Below are 4,592 nucleotides of genomic sequence, written 5' to 3'. Positions count from 1 at the left end.
CTCTGCTCGCGTGCACTCTCTGCTCGCGTGCACTCTCTGTTCGCGTGCACTCGTTGCTCATGTGCTCCCGTGACCCGAGCGGGGTTGCCGGCGCGGGATGCGCGTCGGCCCGGTCGCCTCCAGTGAGGCGGCCGGGCCGGATATGTCGCGGGCGGAGCTACTTGGTGAAGGCGTCCTTGACGTCTGAGGCGGCGTCCTTGACCTTCTCGCCGGCCCTCTTCACGCCCGCCGAGGCCTGGTCGCCCTTGCCTTCGGCTTCGAGACGCTCGTCGTCGGTGGCCTTGCCAGCGGCCTCCTTTGCCTTGCCGGTCGCGTCCTCGGCGGCGTTGCTGATCTTGTCGGAGATTCCCATGATGTTTCGTCCTTTCCGAGCGGAATCGGTCCCATCCACGATCGCCCTCCGGCGGGCCCACCGCACTGCTTAGCCGCCGGGCAATCGCAAAACCACCCCTACGGGTGGGCGCCGCGATGCGGGCAGCCCCGCGCCAGCAGCTAGGTCTGGGCCGACCCCGCACCGCCGTAGAGACCACAGCCAGCCGGGGCACCCCCTGGGTTTCCGCGACGTGAGCTATGCCGGGGAGGTGTCGAGCGGGCGCGACCGGTACGACTCCAGGGTCTCGCAGTTCACCGTCGGCTCACCGTCGCCGCCGACGGCGTAGTCCTCCTCGACACCTCCGCCCTCGACTTCGACGGCAGCGTCGCGGCCGGCATCGCCTTGTCGAGAACACGGGGAGCGCGAGTAGCCACTCGCTCCGAACTGCCTCGGAAAGCGCGAGCCGCCTGGGTTCGCGCGGACTGCCTGAGAAATACGTCAGGCAGTTGGCCCGAAGTCAGGCAGTTGGCAATCGTGCGCATGCTGCGCCGCATACCCCTCGCGGATCCCGAGGGGCCGCATCGCCAACCTGCAGGGCGACCTGACCCCCCATCCACCGGCGCGGCGGCGAGCGTTCCAGAACAACCTGTGGCAGGCACGGTTCCTCCTCGCCAACGCTCACAAGGCGCTCACCCGGCGGGACACCGCATACGTCGCGCTGGTGCAGCACAGCCGTCATGATCGCCGCGCATGCCTGGCACGCCGCGGCCGGTCAGTGGGTGACCAACGAGAAGGACCTGTCCCGAATGTCGCCCGGCCCTCACCCGGCTCGCCGGACTTCAGCAGGCGCGCCGGCCGGGCGCTGGCCCACCTGGGCGAAGATCCGGAACAGCTGGCGGCGGCCATCGAGGAGATCGAGGGCATTATTAAGCAGCCGATTCCCAGCAGCCGGAGTTAGTTTGGCCCCATGAGTGGGGCACCGGATATCGCCACTGTCAGCCAGCTGCGCGCCAGCGGGCATGTCGCCAAGGGTCTGCGCGAGGAGATGCGCGACAACCTCCTCGCGAAGCTCGCGGCCGGGGAGGATCCGTGGCCCGGTCTGCACGGCTTCGAGGGGACGGTCATCCCGCAGGTCGAGCGGGCCCTGATCGCCGGGCACGACATCGTGCTTCTCGGCGAGCGGGGGCAGGGCAAGACGCGGCTGTTGCGCACCCTGATCGGGTTGCTCGACGAGTGGACGCCGGTGATCGCCGACTCCGAACTCGGCGAGCATCCCTACGAGCCGATCGCGCCGGCCTCGATCCGGCGCGCTGCCGAGTTGGGCGATCACCTGCCGGTCGCCTGGCGCCACCGCGACGAGCGGTATGCCGAGAAGCTCGCCACTCCCGACACCTCGGTCGCCGACCTGATCGGCGACGTCGACCCGATGAAGGTCGCCGAGGGCCGTCACCTCGGTGACCCGGAGACCATCCACTTCGGCCTGATCCCCCGGTCGCACCGCGGGATCGTCGCCGTCAACGAGCTGCCCGACCTCGCCGAGCGCATCCAGGTCGCGATGCTGAATGTCATGGAGGAGAGGGACATTCAGATCCGCGGCTATGTGCTCCGCCTGCCCCTGGACGTCCTGGTCGTCGCCTCCGCGAACCCGGAGGACTACACCAACCGCGGCCGGATCATCACTCCCTTGAAGGACCGCTTCGGCGCGGAGATCCGCACCCACTATCCCGTGGAACTGGCGGACGAGATCGCCGTCATCCGGCAGGAGGCGCACCTCGTCGCCCACGTCCCCGATCAGCTGATGGAGATCCTCGCCCGCTTCACTCGACACCTGCGTGAGTCCTCGGCGGTCGACCAGCGTTCCGGTGTCTCGGCGCGCTTCTCCATCGCGGCCGCCGAGACGGTGGCGGCCGCGGCGCTGCACCGCGCGACATTGCAGGGCGAGGCGGAGGCCGTCGCCCGGGTCGTCGACCTCGCCGGGGCCGTCGACGTGCTCGGCGGCAAGGTCGAGTTCGAGAGCGGCGAAGAGGGCCGGGAGCGGGCTATCCTCGACCACTTGCTTCGCACCGCGACGGCCGAGACGGCGCGAGAAACGTTCCGCGGCATCGACTTCCGGCTGCTCGTCGACGCCCTCGCCGCGGGCGCATTGGTCATGACCGGTGATCAGGTGTCGGCGACCGAGTTCCTCGACGCACTGCCGGTGCTCGGTGAGTCGGAGCTGTATGACGAGGTGGCCGCCCGCGCCGGGGCCGCCTCCGCCGGAGAGCGGGCAAGCGCCCTTGAGTTGGCCCTGGAAGGCCTCTTCCTCGCCAAGCGGATCGGCAAGGACAGCGACGGGCAGCGCACGGTTTACGGCGAAAAGGCCTAGGGGACAAGGTGACTCGGCGCCGAGATCCGCACCGGTCGGCATACGGACCGTATGCCGGCGGCGACCCGCTCGCGCCGCCGGTCGACCTCGGCGAGGCGCTCGCGGCGATCGGCGAGGACGTCATGGCCGGCTACGCCCCCGAGCGGGCGATGCGCGAGTTCCTGCGCCGCGGCGGACAGACCCAGCGCGGGCTGGACGACCTCGCGCGGCAGGTCGCCGAGCGACGCCGCGAGTTGCTGCAGCGGCACAACCTCGACGGCACGATGCAGCAGGTCAAGGAACTCCTCGACAAAGCCGTTCTCGCAGAACGCAAGCAGCTTGCGCGTGACCTCGACGACGATGCGCGCTTCCAGGAGATGCGCCTCGACGGGCTGCCTCCGTCGCCCGCGGCAGCGGTCTCGTCGTTGAGTGACTACCAGTGGCGCAGCAGCGAGGCGCGCGAGGCCTACGACCAGATCAAGGACCTGCTCGGGCGGGAAATGCTGGACCAGCGCTTCGCCGGTATGAAGCAAGCCCTCGAAGGCGCCACCGACGAGGACCGCGAGCGGATCAACGAGATGCTCGGCGACCTCAACGACCTCCTCGAGAAGCACCGGATGGGCGAGGACACCGACCAGGACTTCGCCGACTTCATGGCCAAGCACGGCGACTTCTTCCCGGAGAACCCACAGAATGTCGATGAACTGATCGACACTCTTGCCCAGCGCGCGGCGGCCGCCCAACGGATGCTCAATTCGATGACGCCGGAGCAGCGGGCCGAGCTGATGGCGCTGTCGCAGCAGGCTTTTGGGTCGCCGCAGCTCATGGATTCGCTCAGCCGGCTCGACGCCAACCTGCAGATGTTGCGACCTGGTGAGGACTGGAGCGGCGGCGAGCGCTTCCAGGGCGACGAGGGACTCGGCCTCGGCGACGGCACGGGCGTCTTCCAGGACCTCGCCGAACTCGATGCGCTGAGTGAGCAACTGGGACAGTCCTATCCGGGCGCCCGCATGGACGACATCGACCTCGAGGCCCTGATGCGCCAGCTGGGCGAGGAGGCCTCGGTCGACGCCCGCACCCTGGCCCAGATCGAGAAGGAGCTGCGCGAGAGCGGTTTGCTGCAACGCTCATCCGACGGCTCGCTTCGCCTCTCCCCCAAGGCGATGCGACAACTCGGCAAGTCCTTGCTGCGAGACGTGGCGGACCGCATGTCCGGGCGCACGGGACAGCGGGACCTGCGCCAGGCCGGGGCCGCCGGCGAGCCCAGCGGGGCCAGCCGACCGTGGGAGTTCGGCGACACCGAGACCTGGGACGTCACCCGCACGGTGACCAACGCGGTCCAGCGCACGGTGAGCCGGGGCGAGTCCGTGCGTGGCGGCATACGGCTGGAACTCGAGGACATCGAGATCGTCGAGACCGAGGCGCGCACCCAAGCCGCCGTGGCGCTCCTCGTGGACACGAGCTTCTCGATGGCGATGGACGGCCGGTGGCTGCCGATGAAGCGCACAGCGCTGGCGCTGCACCAGCTCGTCTCCACCCGGTTCCGCGGCGACAAGCTGCAATTGATCGCCTTCGGCCGGCGCGCCCAGGTCATGGACATCGAGGAGCTGACCGGCCTGGAACCCTTGTGGGACAAGGGAACAAACCTCCACCATGCGCTGCTGCTCGCCAACCGGCACTTCCGCAAGCACCCGAGCATGCGCCCGGTCGTCCTCATCGTCACCGACGGTGAACCGACCTCGCACCTGGAGGGCAGCGGGCGGGTGTTCTTCGACTACCCGCCGCACCCGGTGACGATCGCGCAGACCGTCGCCGAACTGGACGCCACCGCCCGGCTCGGCGCCCAGGTGACCTTCTTTCGCCTCGGCGACGACCCCGGCCTCGCGCGTTTCATCGATCAGATGGCCCGCCGCGCCGACGGCCGGGTGGGCGCGC

The 4,592-nt window shown here is 69.4% G+C and carries 3 protein-coding genes; 2 read left to right on the top strand and 1 reads right to left on the bottom strand.

Annotated elements, in window-relative coordinates:
• Positions 1 to 157 precede the first annotated feature (157 nt).
• Positions 158 to 352, bottom strand: a complete 195-nt coding sequence (locus BN11_RS15415) for a CsbD family protein (RefSeq protein ID WP_048699160.1) — start codon at positions 350 to 352, stop codon at positions 158 to 160.
• A gap of 928 nt (positions 353 to 1,280) precedes the next feature.
• Here BN11_RS15415 and BN11_RS15410 point away from each other — a divergent pair.
• Positions 1,281 to 2,678, top strand: coding sequence for a MoxR family ATPase (locus BN11_RS15410; RefSeq protein ID WP_048699157.1), 1,398 nt, complete (start codon positions 1,281 to 1,283; stop codon positions 2,676 to 2,678).
• A gap of 8 nt (positions 2,679 to 2,686) precedes the next feature.
• On the top strand, positions 2,687 to 4,592 hold a 1,906-nt coding region (locus BN11_RS15405), incomplete at its 3' end, for a vWA domain-containing protein (protein WP_048699154.1).

It is taken from the genome of Nostocoides australiense Ben110, assembly GCF_001050535.1.
Classification (GTDB): domain Bacteria; phylum Actinomycetota; class Actinomycetes; order Actinomycetales; family Dermatophilaceae; genus Nostocoides_A; species Nostocoides_A australiense.
The sequence above is the reverse complement of the archived record's forward strand: the minus strand, read 5'-3'. Positions and strand labels throughout refer to the sequence as shown.